Below are 13061 nucleotides of genomic sequence, written 5' to 3' on the forward strand. Positions count from 1 at the left end.
GGCTGACTCGATCCGGTCCCTGCCGAGGTACCCGGTACGGCCCGGGCCCAACGTCCCGAGGGGACATCGGGCCCGGAAACGGAATCGTCACTCAGAGCGACTTGCCGGTGGCGGGACCCACCAGGAGCCCGTCCTCGAAGCGGTCCACCCGCACCGTGTCGCCGTCCTTGATCTCGCCGGCCAGGATCTCCTTGGCGAGACGGTCGCCGATGGCCGTCTGGACCAGGCGGCGCAGCGGGCGGGCGCCGTAGGCCGGGTCCATGCCCTCCTCGGCCAGCCAGGCCAGCGCCCCGGGGGTGACCTCCAGGGTGAGGCGGCGTTCGGCCAGCCGGCGGGCCAGGCTCTCGATCTGGAGCTGCGCGATGCGTTCCAGTTCGGGCTTGGTCAGGGCGGAGAAGACGACCAGGTCGTCGAGCCGGTTGAGGAACTCGGGCTTGAAGGAGGCCCGCACCACTTCCAGCACCTGCTCCCGCTTCTCCGCCTCGGTGCTCACCGGGTCCACCAGGTACTGGCTGCCCAGGTTGGACGTCAGCACCAGGATGGTGTTGCGGAAGTCCACGGTGCGGCCCTGGCCGTCGGTGAGCCGGCCGTCGTCGAGCACCTGGAGCAGGATGTCGAAGACCTCGGGGTGGGCCTTCTCCACCTCGTCGAGCAGGACGACGCTGTAGGGGCGGCGGCGGACCGCCTCGGTGAGCTGGCCGCCCTCCTCGTAGCCGACGTAGCCGGGCGGCGCGCCGACGAGCCGGGCGACGGAGTGCTTCTCGCTGTACTCCGACATGTCGATGCGGACCATGGCGCGCTCGTCGTCGAAGAGGAAGTCGGCGAGCGCCTTGGCGAGCTCGGTCTTGCCGACACCGGTGGGGCCGAGGAAGAGGAAGGAACCGGTGGGGCGGTCGGGGTCGGCGACCCCGGCCCGGGAGCGCCGCACGGCGTCGCTCACCGCGCGGACGGCCTCGGTCTGGCCGATGAGGCGCCTGCCCAGCTCGTCCTCCATGCGCAGCAGCTTCTGCGTCTCGCCCTCCAGCAGGCGGCCGGCCGGGATGCCGGTCCAGGAGGCGACGACGTCGGCGATGTCGTCGGCGCCGACCTCCTCCTTGACCATGGTGTCCCGGGCCACCTCCTCCTCGGCCTCGGAGGCGGCCTCCAGGTCGCGCTCGAGGGTGGGGATCTCGCCGTAGAGCAGCTTGGAGGCGGTGTCGAAGTCGCCGTCGCGCTGGGCGCGTTCGGCCTGCCCGCGCAGTTCGTCGAGCTTCTCCTTCAGCTCACCGACCCGGTTGAGGGACTGCTTCTCCTTCTCCCAGCGGGCGGTGAGTCCGCGCAGTTCCTCCTCCTTGTCGGCGAGGTCCCGGCGGATCTTGTCGAGGCGCTCGCGGGAGGCGGCGTCGGACTCCTTGCCGATCGCCAGCTCCTCCATCCGCAACCGGTCGACGGCGCGCTGGAGTTCGTCGATCTCCACGGGCGAGGAGTCGATCTCCATGCGCAGGCGCGAGGCGGCCTCGTCGACGAGGTCGATGGCCTTGTCGGGCAGGAAGCGGGAGGTGATGTAGCGGTCCGAGAGGGTCGCGGCGGCCACCAAGGCGCTGTCGGCGATCTGCACCTTGTGGTGGGCCTCGTAGCGGCCCTTGAGCCCGCGCAGGATGGCGATGGAGTCCTCGACGGACGGCTCGGCGACCAGCACCTGCTGGAAGCGGCGCTCCAGCGCCGGGTCCTTCTCGATCCGCTCGCGGTACTCGTCGAGGGTGGTGGCGCCGACCATGCGCAGCTCGCCGCGCGCGAGCATGGGCTTGAGCATGTTGCCCGCGTCCATGGCGGAGTCGCCGCCGGCGCCCGCGCCGACGACGGTGTGCAGCTCGTCGATGAAGGTGATGATCTGCCCGTCGGAGTCCTTGATCTCGGCCAGGACGGTCTTCAGCCGCTCCTCGAACTCACCGCGGTACTTGGCGCCGGCGACCATGGCGCCCAGGTCCAGGGCGACCAGCCGCTTGTCCTTCAGCGACTCGGGGACGTCGCCCTTGACGATGCGCTGGGCGAGGCCCTCCACGACGGCGGTCTTGCCGACGCCCGGCTCACCGATCAGCACGGGGTTGTTCTTGGTGCGGCGGGACAGCACCTGCACCACGCGCCGGATCTCCTGGTCCCGTCCGATCACCGGGTCGAGCCTGCCCTCGCGGGCGGACGCGGTGAGGTCGGTGCCGAACTTCTCCAGCGCCTTGTACTGGCCCTCGGGGTCCGGTGTGGTCACCCGGCGGGCTCCTCTCGTCTTCTGGAACGCTTCCTGCAACTTCTTGGCGGTGGCGCCCTGGTTCGCGAGCACCTCGCCGGCGGCGCCTCCCTTGGCGGCGATGCCGATGAGGAGGTGCTCGGTGGAAAGGTACTCGTCGCCGAGGTCGCGGGCGCGGGCCTGGGCGTCCGCGACGACGGCGAGCAGTTCGCGGTTGGGCTGGGGCGGGGCGACCGTGGACCCGGTGACGCTCGGGAGGCCGGCGAGGACGCGTTCGGCCCCGGCGCGTACGGCGGCCTGGTCGGCGTCGACCGCGGCGAGCAGGTCCGTGAGGTTCTCGTTCTCCTGCCCGGCGAGCAGGGCGAGCAGCAGGTGGGCGGGGGTGAGGTCGGGGTGGCCCTCGGTCACGGCCCGATTGCCGGCGGCGCTGAGCGCGTCCCGGCTCCGGTTGGTCAGCTCGGCGTCCACGTGTCCGTTCTCCTTCTCGATAACCCTTATGACCCTTCAGTGACCCTCAGCGGTCCTCATGACCGTCACTGGCCCGCGGCTGACTCGGCCAGACTGCCTCGAACAGCGTACACAAAATTGAGTCTATTCCGCTCAAGGTAGTCCGCGGGAGTGCGACGGGATAAGTTCCGGCCCATGGCCACCACGTACTCCGTCGATCCGGGCGATCCGGACGCGTCATATCTCAGCTTCTGGCGCGAGAAGCACCTGTGCACGCTGACCACCCTCCGCCCGGACGGCACCCCGCACGTGGTACCCGTCGGAGTGACATACGACCCCGGGGCGCGGCTTGCTCGGGTGATCGCGAGCAAGGCGAGCGCAAAGGTGCGCCATGTCCTGGCCGCGGGGGCAGCGGGCGCGGCCGTCGCGGCCTGCCAGGTGGACGGCCGGCGGTGGGCGACACTGGAGGGACGCGCGGTGGTCCGCACGGAGCGGGAGCACGTCGAGGAGGCGGAGCGGCGCTATGCGGAACGCTACGGACGGACGCCGTCGCCGAACCCGTCCCGGGTGGTCATCGAGATCGCGCTCACACGGGCGCTGGGGCGTGCGTGAGGCGGACGGTGCCGCGCGCACCGGCGAGCGACCGCTTCCGGCCATCACCCGATCCGGCCGATACCCGGAAATGTCCCACAAAACTGCAGCGGCGTCACCGTGTTCAGGTCACGGTGACGCCGCTGCGGGGGGAAGCACCTGCGCGATCTGTTACGACGGGGGAATCGCGTCAGGCACTGCGGGGGGTGGCCGAAATGGTCCGGGGGGCGGGGGAGTCGGACTCCACCTGCCGATGGTCCCGCTGGTCCAGGTTCACAAAGATCATTCCGTACCGGATGGCACATCGCACGGGCTTCGGAGCACCCCTGGGCCGCCGCAGGCACCGGTACGCCCGTACGTCGCCGTCCTCGTCCCGCGTGACGACGACCGGCTCACCGAACACGGTCACCATCAACGAGTCACCGCTGTGAGGGAGGGCGGTGACCAGGTCGATGAAGTGCCATCCGGATCGGTAGGCGGTCGCCATCTCACGGCGGAAGGATCGGTCATCGGGTGGGGTGGTCATCGCTCAGCCCCACGTACTGTCGTCGGCGAGCCGCGGTTGAACCACGCCCCAGGTGCTGTCAGGGGGTGCGGACTTCTCCGCCGCTACCGGCCCCCAACTGCTGTCAGCCCGGACGTCGCCCTTCGTGCCGGCCAGGCCACTCAGCACTCCGAAGGCCATAACGGCAGAGAAGGCGGCGACAAGTACCGAGCGAAGCGTTCTCTTGCGCATAGTCGGCTTCGTCCTCACTCGAAAGTCACCCTTCCCCCGTCAAGTACGACGATGGCTCATTCGGGCACGTCATGGCCACACAATCGGTGCATCATGTTCCTGCATGTTCAGGACCCTGGGGGGTGGAGATTTGACAACGAATCGGACCAATGAGACGCATCCCCATGCGGTGACCGAACTGTGTGAGGCCGGGAGCCGTCTCTATGCCGACGCACTGCGCGCAGGCCGGATCCCGCGCGCGGACGCGGATCCCGCTCCCTGTCTGATGGAACTCGCCCTGCTTCACCCCGATCCGGACGACCCCGCCTGGCTGCGTCCGGTTTCCCCGGCGGTTGCCCTGGCGCAGCGGCTCAACCCCCTGGAGCGGGAGATCACCGAACGCCGGCGGATGTCCATCGAGCTCGCCGACGCGTTCGAGCCGTTCATGGCCGTCAGCGCGCAGACCACGATGAGTACCCATTCGATGACCGTGCTCGAGGGGTTCGACCGGATCAACGCCGCCCTTGACCTGGCCACCTCCCAGTGCCGGTTCGAGATGCTCTCCGTCCAGCCGGGCGGCCGCCGTCTGGAGCACACCATGGCCCAGGGGCTCGAACGCGACCGGCAGATGACCGAGCGCGGGGTGCGCATCCGGACCCTCTACCAGCACACCGCCCGCCACAGCCCCGAAACCCTGGCGTATGTCGCCCAGTTCGACGCCGCCAAGGTGGAGTACCGCACCATCGACGAACTCGTGGAGCGGCTCATCATCTGCGACGAGACCGTCGCCTTCATCCCCACCCGCGACGACCGGCAGGTGGCCCTGGAGCTGCGCCACCCGGGCCTCGTCCGCTACCTGATCAAGGTGTTCGAGTTCATGTGGACCCGAGCGGTCTCACTGAACGCGGGCGCCCCGTACGAACCGGCCCCCGACGGCCTCACCGACATCCAGCACTCCATAGCCAAGCTCCTCGTGGAGGGCCACGTCGACGAGGCGATCGCCCGCCGTCTCGGCATGAACGTCCGCACCTGCCGCGCCCACATAGCGAAACTGGCGTCCGCCCTCGGCAGCGGCAGCCGCGCCCAACTCGGTTATCTGATAGCCCAGTCGGGGATCCTCGAAAACGATGGCGGCTCCAAGTGACCGGCGTGGCACACGCGGAGCACCCCATGGAGGAGCTCTGCGCTGCGGGCGCCGAACTCTACGAGAGAGCCCTCACCCACGGACGGCTGACTCCCCAGGAAGCACAGCAGGCGCCCTGCGCGGTGCACCTGGGCCTGCTGCGTCCCGCCGTCGAGGACGTGGGCCGGCTGGAGCCCGTCGCGCCGACCGTCGCCCTCCAGCGGCTGCTGCGCCACTCCGAGGAACGCATAGCCGAAGAACGGCGCCGCGAAGAACGACTGGCCGAAACCTTTCATTCGCTCATGCGACCCGGCGCACCGGCGGCGCAGGCCGAGAGCACGCCGACGCTCAGCATCCTCAGCGGAAAGGAGCAGATCAACGAGGCGATCGCCGAGGAACTGACCCGGGCCACGGATCAAGTCCTGGCCATCCATCCGCACAGTGGGCACAACGGCCCACTCACCCACATCCACCAACTGGCGTTGCAGCGGGACCAGGCGTTCCTCGACCGTGGCGGCCGCATCCGCACGCTCTACCAGCACACGCTGCGGCACTCACCCACCGTGCTCGCCCGCTACGAACTCCTGTCGGGCGACGTCCAGGCGCGCACCCTGGACGAGGTCACCGAACGGCTGATCCTCTTCGACCGCACAGTGGCCTTCGTCCCCGCGAACGCCGAGCGCACTCTCGCACTCGAGGTCCGTCATCCCGCCCTGATCACCTTCTTCATCACCGCGTTCGACCGCCTGTGGCACCTGGCGACCCCGATGTACCCCCAGGCCGTCCAGCCGCCCTCACCGGACGGGATCAGCCTCCGCCAGCGCTCCATCGCCCGCCTGCTGGTCGAAGGCCACACGGACGCCGTCATCGCCGACCGTCTCGGCATGAACGTCCGCACCGCACGCGTCCACATCGCCAAACTCGCCGCCACCCTCGGCAGCAACAGCCGGGCCCAGCTCGGTTACCTCATCGGGCAGTCCGGGATTCTCGAGCGGTCAGAGTGACCGTGGGGTCGCGGGAGCCGTCGAGGCCCGCCTGGGCGATCCGCACGCCCAGTTGCGTACGGCTCGCCGCCCCCAGCGTCTCCGACAGGCGGGCGATGTGCGCCCGGCACGTCCGCACGCTGATGCCCAGCCGCTCCGCGATCACCGCGTCCTGGTGCCCCTCCGCGAGCAGCGCCGCGATGGACTGCTCCCGGTGCGAGATGCCCTCGATGCCGGTGTCGGGCAGCGGGGCGGTCAGCGGGATGGCGAGCCGCCACAACCGCTCGAAGACCGTGCCCAGGTACTCCACCAGCGCCGGGTGGCGCAGCTCCAGCGCCATGGTGCGCTCGGCGTTCGCGGGGATGAAGGCGACCGTGCGGTCGAAGAGGATCAGCCGCTCGATCACCTCGTCCAGCGTGCGCGCCTCCACCGCGTCGCCCATCAGCTCCAGATAGGAGAGCAACCCGTGCCCGTGCCGGGCGACATGGGTGTACAGGTCCCGCATCCGCACGCCCTGCCCGCGCAGCGCCATCGCCCGGTGCAGGCCCTCCGACAGCTCCGCCTCCCGCCGGATGCCGCCGGGCTGGACGGTGAGCACCTCGCTCGTGCACGCCTGCGTCGCCTCGTCCATGGCCGCCTGGATCCGCGCGAGCCCGTCCAGCACCCGGATCGCCGGGCCCTCCGCCGTCGACGGCGCCGCGGGCACCTGACGGCCCAGTCCGGCGTACCACTCGACCGCCGCCACGGCCGAGCCGACCCGGCGCTGACTCGCGCTCACCTCGTCGTACATCCCGCGCAGCAGCCGGGTCATGACCTCCTGCGGAGCGGTCGGCACGAGCCAGTCCATGTCGTCCGGGTCCGGGTGCAGCAGGGCCAGCTCCAGCAGGCACGGCACCGGTTCCGCCTCCCGGCGCGGCAGCCGTCCGCGCCGTACGGCCCGGGAATACACGCGATCCCCGGCCTCGCACAGTCGGTCAGCACCGTGTGGATGCCCGTCCGTCCCGTGCCCGGCCATCGCCCATCCCACCCCCGGTTCCAGCTCCTCGGTCGGTCGGCCCCGCCTCGGAACGCCAGCCCTTTCCGCAGGCGCAACTATGCGCGGACCGTCCCCGCTCCCGCAACGTGACTCCGCACCGCACCCGCCCCGGAATGCCACGCAAAGCGTGCTTTGTGAACCCCACCGGGATGGCGAGATGGGCGTTGGCAGCGATGTCGCCGCGTTGTCCGGGGACCATTCGGGCCGTTCTTGACGGATGTGTCACCTGCGCGGGAAACGGCGTGAAAAAGCCACCCGCCGGTTCGGGGACCGGAGGGTGGCCGGAGGTGGGGCGGGGGCTACTTCAGCTTGATGTCCTCGCAGGCGGACTTGAAGTCGGCCGTGCAGATGTCGCCGAGCTCGTAGATGCCGTCGGCGATGACGGTTTCCTTGATGTTGTCCTGGGTCAGGGCGACCACGGGGACGAGCTGGGCGGGGATGTCCTTCTCGGTGGGGCTGTCCACGCGGTCACGGGTCAGGGCGTCGAACTGGATGTCGCGGCCCTGGACCCTCGCCACCGCCATCTCCGCGGCGCTCTCGGCCTCCTCCGGGTACGACTTGTACACGCTCATGTACTGCTCGCCGGTGATGATGCGCTGCACCGCCGCGAGTTCGGCGTCCTGGCCGGTGATCGGGGGCAGGTCGGTCACGCCGGCCGCACGCAGGGCCTTGACGATGCCGCCCGCCATGCCGTCGTTGGCGGAGTAGACCGCCTTGATGTCGTCCACGCCGATCGCGTTGATCGCCTCGGCCATGTTGGCCTGGGCGTTCTCCGGCTTCCAGTCCTTGGTGTCGTAGGACTTGGCGACCGTCACCTTGCCCTTGAGCTCGGAGAGCGCGCCCGCCTTGAACTGCTTGGCGTTGGGGTCGGTCGACGAGCCGTTCATCATCACGATCTTGTCGCTGACGCTGAGGTCGCCTTCGAACGCCTCCAGTAGACTGCGCGCCTGCACCTCGCCGACGAGTTCGTTGTCGAAGGAGATGTACGCGTCGATCGGGCCCTCGGCGAGCCGGTCGTAGGCGATGACCGGGATGCCCGCCTCCTTGGCCTTCTTCACCCCGCCCGCGATGGCGTGGGCGTCGACCGCGTCCAGCACGATGACGTCGACCTTGTCGTCGATCATCCGCTGCAGCTGGCTCTCCTGCTTGTCGGCGTCCGCCTCCGCGTTGGCGTACTCGACCTTGCCCTGGCTGTTGGTGAGTTCGCCCACCTTGCGCTTGAAGATGGGGTAGTCGAACTGCTCGTACCGCGTGTTGGTCTTCTCCGGGAGCAGCAGCCCCACGGTGATGTAGTCGCCCTTGGCCGGGCTCGCGTCGTCGCTGCTCTCCGCCGCGTCGAGCACACCGCAGCCGGCAGCGAGCATGACGGACATCGAGGCGGCGGCCACGGATATGGCGATACGACGCATGCGAGGGCTACCTTCAGGTGCGTTTTGGACGTGGGCACAGCTTTGCGACCCATGTGACTGAAAGCCAACGCTTTCGCCCCTGTCGGAGTCAAGGGCGACCACTTAACGAGATGGACACAGCACCGTGCCCTGAACTCGTGTGCGGCCCGCGAAGGCACAGCGTGGGTCATCTGGACACGCAGCCATACCATAGTCACAGATGTGGCCGGACAGAAGGGAAGGGGCCCGGTGCCACGACGAGTTCGTCGTGGCACCGGGCCCCTTTTCCGAGGTCAGGCGCCGGTCAGTCGGTCTGCTGCCGTTTCGGCCGCCACACCACCAGCGCACTGGTCTGCTGCACCTCCTGGTACGGCACCAGGTCCCGGCGGTACGACGCGTGCACCGCGGCCTCGCGCTGACGCATCGTCGCCGCGGCACCGTCCAGCGCGTCCTCCAGCTCCGCGACCCGCGCTTGCAGGGCCGCGACCTGGTTCTCCAGTTCGATGATGCGCTTGATTCCGGCCAGATTGATACCCTCGGTCTGCGACAACTGCTGCACCTGACGGAGCAGTTCGATGTCCCGGGCCGAGTAGCGCCGGCCCCGGCCGGCCGTACGGTCCGGGGACACCAGCCCCAGACGGTCGTACTGGCGCAGGGTCTGCGGGTGCAGGCCGGAGAGCTGGGCCGCCACCGAGATGACGTAGACCGGGGTGTCCTGAGTCAGTTCATACGGATTACGTCGACGGCCGTCCATCTGCAATCAAGCTCCCTTCGCGGCCTGGAACAGCTCCGCCCGCGGATCCTCGTCCGCGGTCGCCTCGCGATACGCCTCCAGCGCGTCACGAGCCTTCCCCGACAGGTCCTTGGGAACACTCACCTCGACGGTGACCAGCAGATCACCGCGCGTGCCGTCCTTGCGGACCGCGCCCTTGCCCCGCGCCCGCATGGTGCGGCCGTTGGGCGTGCCCGGCGGCAGCTTCAGCGTGACCGGCGGACCCCCGAGCGTCGGCACCCGGACCTCGCCGCCGAGGGCAGCCTCGGCGAACGTCACCGGGACCGTGACGGTCAGGTTGTCGCCCTTGCGGCCGAACACCGGGTGGCTGCCGACGTGCACGACGACATACAGGTCGCCGGCCGGTCCGCCGCGCTCGCCCGGCGCGCCCTTGCCGCGCAGCCGGATCCGCTGCCCGTCGCTGACGCCCGCGGGGATGCGTACCTGCATCGTCCGCGAGGACTTGGCCCGGCCGCTGCCCTTGCAGACCTCGCAGGGGTCCTCCGCGATCAGACCGCGGCCCTTGCAGTCGGGGCACGGGTCGGTGAGCGAGAAGCCGCCGCCGGAGCCCCGCGCCACCTGTCCGGTGCCGACGCAGGTCGGGCACACGCGCGGTGTGCCGTTCTTGTCGCCGGTGCCCGAACAGGCCTTGCAGGCCGCCTGCGAGGACATCCGCAGCGGGACGGTCGCGCCCTCGATCGCCTCGGTGAAGCTGAGCGTCACCTCGGACTCGATGTCCTGACCGCGCCGCGGCTGGGTCCGCGTGGGTCCTCCCGCGCCGCCGCGGTTGAACAGGCCCCCGAAGACGTCACCCAGGCCGCCGCCGAAGCCGCCGCCCGCCTGGCCGCCGGGCTGGCCTCCGAAGAGGTCACCGAGGTCGAAGTTGAAGGAGCCGCCGCCCGCGCCCGGCCCCGGACGGAATCCTCCGTTGCCGAAGAGCGCGCGCGCCTCGTCGTACTCCTTGCGCTTCTTGGGGTCGCCGAGGACGTCGTGCGCCTCGGAGATCTCCTTGAACCGCTCCTCCGCCTTGGCGTTGCCCTTGTTGGCGTCCGGGTGGTACTCGCGGGCGAGCTTCCGGTACGCCTTCTTGATCTCGGCCTCGGTGGCGTCCTTGGGGACGCCGAGGACCTTGTAGTAGTCCTTCTCGATGAAGTCCTTCGTGCTCATCCCCGACGTCCCTCCTTTCCTGCGTCAACTCCCGCGTCAGCCCTCGTCCGGGCCACCGCTCTCCTTGTTCTCCGATCCGTCCTGCGCCTCGGCGGGCTCCTCGGCCGGCTGCTTGACCGTCTGCGCGCCCGGCTGCGGTTCGGCGACGGCCACCCGCGCGGGGCGGATGGTGCGCTCGCCGATGCGATACCCGGGCTGCAGGATCGCCACGCACGTCGTCTCGGTGACGTCCGGCGCGTAGCTGTGCATCAGGGCCTCGTGGATCGTCGGGTCGAAGGGCTCGCCCTCCTTGCCGAACTGCTGGAGGCCCAGCTTGGCCATCGTGGTCTCCAGCGACTCCGCGACGGACTTGAAGCCGCCGAGCAGTTCACCGTGTTCACGGGCCCGGCCGATGTCGTCGAGCACGGGAAGCAGCTCGGTCAGGAGGTTCGCCACGGCGACCTCCTTGACCGCGACGCGGTCCCGCTCCACCCGCCGGCGGTAGTTCTGGAACTCCGCCTGGAGACGCTGGAGGTCCGCCGTGCGCTCGTTGAGCGCCGTGCGCACCTGGTCGAGCTGCGCCACCAGAGCCGCTTCGCGGTCCGTGCCCCCGGCCGGGGCCGCCGTCTCCTCCGCGGGAGGCGTCTCGGCGGCCTTCGGCTCGGCGTCGTCGGAGGTGGCGCCGGAGGGGACGTCGGGCTGCTGCGACTGCTCGTCGAAGCCCGGGGTCTCCTCGGTCACGCCGCACCGTCCTTCCGGTCCTCGTCGACGATCTCGGCGTCGACGACGTCGTCGTCGGCCTTGGCCTCTCCGGCACCGGCGGACGCGCCGCCGGCCGCCTGGGCGCCCTGCGCGTCGGCGTACATGGCCTGGCCCAGCTTCTGGGAGACGGCCGCGACCTTCTCCGTGGCCGTACGGATCTCGGCGGTGTCGTCGCCCTTGAGCTTCTCCTTCAGCTCGGCGACGGCGCCCTCGACCTCCGTCTTGACGTCGCCGGGGACCTTGTCGGCGTTGTCCGCGAGGAACTTCTCGGTCTGGTAGACGAGCTGCTCGCCCTGGTTGCGGGACTCGGCGGCCTCGCGGCGGGCGTGGTCCTCCTCCGCGTACTTCTCGGCCTCCTGGCGCATCCGGTCGACCTCGTCCTTCGGGAGCGAGGAGCCGCCGGTGACGGTCATCTTCTGCTCCTTCCCGGTGCCGAGGTCCTTGGCCGTGACGTGCATGATGCCGTTGGCGTCGATGTCGAAGGACACCTCGATCTGCGGGACGCCGCGCGGCGCCGGCGGCAGACCGGTCAGCTCGAACATGCCGAGCTTCTTGTTGTACGCGGCGATCTCGCGCTCGCCCTGGTAGACCTGGATCTGCACGGACGGCTGGTTGTCCTCGGCCGTGGTGAAGATCTCGGAGCGCTTCGTCGGGATCGTGGTGTTGCGCTCGATCAGCTTGGTCATGATGCCGCCCTTGGTCTCGATGCCGAGGGACAGCGGGGTGACGTCGAGCAGCAGGACGTCCTTGACCTCGCCCTTGAGCACACCGGCCTGGAGCGCGGCGCCGATGGAGACGACCTCGTCCGGGTTGACGCCCTTGTTGGCCTCCTTGCCGCCGGTCAGCTCCTTGACCAGGTCGGCGACGGCGGGCATACGGGTGGAACCGCCGACGAGGACCACGTGGTCGATCTCGTTGACGGAGATGCCGGCGTCCTTGATGACGTTGTGGAACGGCGTCTTGCAGCGCTCGAGCAGGTCAGCGGTGAGCTGCTGGAACTGGGCGCGGGTGAGCTTCTCGTCCAGGTGCAGCGGGCCCTCGGCGGAGGCCGTGATGTAGGGCAGGTTGATCGTGGTCTCGGTGGACGAGGACAGCTCGATCTTCGCCTTCTCGGCGGCCTCGCGCAGACGCTGCAGCGCCATCTTGTCCTTGCCGAGGTCCACTCCGTGGCCCGACTGGAACTGCTTGACCAGGTAGTCGACGATGCGCTGGTCCCAGTCGTCACCACCGAGGTTGTTGTCACCGTTGGTGGCCTTCACCTCGACGACACCGTCGCCGATCTCCAGCAGCGAGACGTCGAACGTACCGCCACCGAGGTCGAAGACCAGGATGACCTGCTCGTCCTTGTCCAGGCCGTACGCCAGCGCGGCGGCCGTGGGCTCGTTGACGATGCGCAGCACGTTCAGACCGGCGATCTCACCGGCCTCCTTGGTCGCCTGGCGCTCGGCGTCGTTGAAGTACGCCGGAACGGTGATGACGGCGTCCGTGACCTTCTCGCCCAGGTACGACTCGGCGTCGCGCTTCAGCTTCTGCAGCACGAAGGCGCTGATCTGCTGCGGGTTGAAGGGCTTGCCGTCGAGCTCGATCTTCCAGTCGGTGCCCATGTGGCGCTTGACCGACCGGATGGTCCTGTCGACGTTCGTGACCGCCTGGCGCTTGGCCACCTCGCCGACCAGCACCTCACCGTTCTTGGCGAAGGCGACGACGGACGGCGTGGTCCTGGCGCCCTCGGCGTTGGTGATGACGGTGGGCTCGCCGCCCTCCAGAACGCTGACGACGGAGTTAGTCGTGCCCAGGTCGATGCCGACCGCACGTGCCATTTCGATTCCTCCAGCTGACTTGAGTGGAACGGACTCAAGCATGCATGACGGCCGCCG

At 69.6% G+C, this 13061-nt stretch carries 11 protein-coding genes; 3 read left to right on the forward strand and 8 right to left on the reverse strand.

What is annotated here, in order from left to right:
- Positions 1-91 precede the first annotated feature (91 nt).
- Entirely contained in the window at positions 92-2689 is a 2598-nt protein-coding gene (gene clpB / locus AC5L3C_RS17575; protein WP_493649826.1) for an ATP-dependent chaperone ClpB, read from the reverse strand.
- 174 nt (positions 2690-2863) lie between these two features.
- Between clpB and AC5L3C_RS17580 the strand changes: the two genes are divergently transcribed.
- A complete protein-coding gene (locus AC5L3C_RS17580; protein ID WP_493649827.1) occupies positions 2864-3280 on the forward strand; it encodes a pyridoxamine 5'-phosphate oxidase family protein in 417 nt (138 codons plus the stop codon).
- A 169-nt stretch (positions 3281-3449) separates the two neighbouring features.
- Here the strand turns inward: AC5L3C_RS17580 and AC5L3C_RS17585 are convergent, their stop codons facing one another.
- On the reverse strand, positions 3450-3785 hold the full coding sequence (locus AC5L3C_RS17585) for a Rieske (2Fe-2S) protein (protein ID WP_125505164.1): 336 nt from the start codon (positions 3783-3785) through the stop codon (positions 3450-3452).
- Positions 3786-4098: 313 nt separating this feature from the next.
- Between AC5L3C_RS17585 and AC5L3C_RS17590 the strand changes: the two genes are divergently transcribed.
- Both AC5L3C_RS17590 and AC5L3C_RS17595 read left to right on the forward strand, forming a co-directional pair.
- Entirely contained in the window at positions 4099-5118 is a 1020-nt protein-coding gene (locus tag AC5L3C_RS17590) for a helix-turn-helix transcriptional regulator (protein WP_164555661.1), read from the forward strand.
- Positions 5115-6101: a helix-turn-helix transcriptional regulator gene (locus tag AC5L3C_RS17595; protein WP_125505167.1), complete on the forward strand. Its 987-nt coding sequence runs from the start codon at positions 5115-5117 to the stop codon at positions 6099-6101. Before AC5L3C_RS17590 ends, AC5L3C_RS17595 begins: the two co-directional genes overlap by 4 nt.
- On the opposite strand, the gene AC5L3C_RS17600 is transcribed toward AC5L3C_RS17595, so the two are convergent.
- From AC5L3C_RS17600 to dnaK, 6 genes are all read right to left on the reverse strand, one after another.
- Positions 6064-7095 carry a helix-turn-helix transcriptional regulator gene (locus tag AC5L3C_RS17600; RefSeq protein ID WP_493649828.1) on the reverse strand — a complete coding sequence of 344 codons (1032 nt, stop codon included), beginning with the start codon at positions 7093-7095 and terminating at the stop codon, positions 6064-6066. The two genes, AC5L3C_RS17595 and AC5L3C_RS17600, sit on opposite strands and share 38 nt — an antisense overlap.
- A gap of 320 nt (positions 7096-7415) precedes the next feature.
- A complete protein-coding gene (locus tag AC5L3C_RS17605) occupies positions 7416-8525 on the reverse strand; it encodes a substrate-binding domain-containing protein (RefSeq protein WP_493649829.1) in 1110 nt (369 codons plus the stop codon).
- Between the two features lie 283 nt (positions 8526-8808).
- The gene (locus AC5L3C_RS17610) at positions 8809-9258 is read right to left on the reverse strand and encodes a heat shock protein transcriptional repressor HspR (RefSeq protein ID WP_125505170.1); all 450 of its coding nucleotides are present in this window, start codon (positions 9256-9258) and stop codon (positions 8809-8811) included.
- A 6-nt stretch (positions 9259-9264) separates the two neighbouring features.
- Entirely contained in the window at positions 9265-10443 is a 1179-nt protein-coding gene (gene dnaJ / locus AC5L3C_RS17615; protein WP_125505171.1) for a molecular chaperone DnaJ, read from the reverse strand.
- 36 nt (positions 10444-10479) lie between these two features.
- Positions 10480-11163: a nucleotide exchange factor GrpE gene (grpE, locus tag AC5L3C_RS17620; RefSeq protein ID WP_493649830.1), complete on the reverse strand. Its 684-nt coding sequence runs from the start codon at positions 11161-11163 to the stop codon at positions 10480-10482.
- Positions 11160-13004 carry a molecular chaperone DnaK gene (gene dnaK, locus AC5L3C_RS17625; protein WP_125505173.1) on the reverse strand — a complete coding sequence of 615 codons (1845 nt, stop codon included), beginning with the start codon at positions 13002-13004 and terminating at the stop codon, positions 11160-11162. Before dnaK ends, grpE begins: the two co-directional genes overlap by 4 nt.
- Positions 13005-13061 lie beyond the last annotated feature (57 nt).

The sequence above is a fragment of the Streptomyces speibonae genome, from assembly GCF_984686075.1.

Excerpts from the sequence above, each read along its gene's own strand:
- AC5L3C_RS17580 (WP_493649827.1), top strand. The coding sequence starts at position 2,864 with ATGGCCACCACGTACTCCGTCGATCCGGGCGATCCGGACGCGTCATAT.
- dnaK (WP_125505173.1), bottom strand. The coding sequence starts at position 13,004 with ATGGCACGTGCGGTCGGCATCGACCTGGGCACGACTAACTCCGTCGTC.
- AC5L3C_RS17605 (WP_493649829.1), bottom strand. The coding sequence starts at position 8,525 with ATGCGTCGTATCGCCATATCCGTGGCCGCCGCCTCGATGTCCGTCATG.
- AC5L3C_RS17590 (WP_164555661.1), top strand. The coding sequence starts at position 4,099 with ATGTTCAGGACCCTGGGGGGTGGAGATTTGACAACGAATCGGACCAAT.
- AC5L3C_RS17585 (WP_125505164.1), bottom strand. The coding sequence starts at position 3,785 with ATGACCACCCCACCCGATGACCGATCCTTCCGCCGTGAGATGGCGACC.
- AC5L3C_RS17610 (WP_125505170.1), bottom strand. The coding sequence starts at position 9,258 with ATGGACGGCCGTCGACGTAATCCGTATGAACTGACTCAGGACACCCCG.
- dnaJ (WP_125505171.1), bottom strand. The coding sequence starts at position 10,443 with ATGAGCACGAAGGACTTCATCGAGAAGGACTACTACAAGGTCCTCGGC.
- AC5L3C_RS17600 (WP_493649828.1), bottom strand. The coding sequence starts at position 7,095 with ATGGCCGGGCACGGGACGGACGGGCATCCACACGGTGCTGACCGACTG.